A 501-nucleotide genomic window follows, 5' to 3' on the forward strand; every position below is an offset into this window, starting at 1 on the left:
TGCCTCAAGCTTGCGCACACGCTCTTCGAGTTCCTCCTCACGCGTTGGCGGCACCGCCCGCACCGACCCCTTCGGCCTGCCCTTGGGCTTAGGCTTAAGCGCCTGCGCGCCGCCCTGGCGGTACAGCCTGCACCACTGCTTCAACGGTGTTGCGCTTGCAATACCGAAATGCACCATCGCTTCAGGCTTACTCATCCCACCATCAACCACAGCCTGCGCTGCGGCGACCTTGGTCTCATAGTCGTATTTGGTTCGCTTTACTCCCATGGTAAGAAGCCCGTCCCTCCCGATGACGCGGTACATCTTCTGCCACTCTCTCACAGTCGCGGCGGACACACCAAGCTTCCTGGCGGTCAGACCATAGCCGAATCCTCTCTCGAACATTTGCGCTGCTTGCTCCCGGAGCAAACGATCATGTCTTAATCCCAGATTGATAGACATGAAAAGCCTCCTGTTTCTTGGACTTTAGTTTTGATGTCCAAGAAACGGGAGGCAGTTCAT

At 56.9% G+C, this 501-nt stretch carries 1 protein-coding gene; it reads right to left on the minus strand.

Annotation, left to right across the window (positions count from 1 at the left end):
- A partial coding sequence (locus ROTMU0001_RS07740; protein WP_005509067.1) for a helix-turn-helix domain-containing protein occupies window positions 1-441 on the minus strand: 441 nt, incomplete at its 3' end.
- Window positions 442-501 lie beyond the last annotated feature (60 nt).

The organism is Rothia mucilaginosa ATCC 25296 (assembly GCF_000175615.1).
Classification (GTDB): Bacteria; Actinomycetota; Actinomycetes; order Actinomycetales; family Micrococcaceae; genus Rothia; species Rothia mucilaginosa.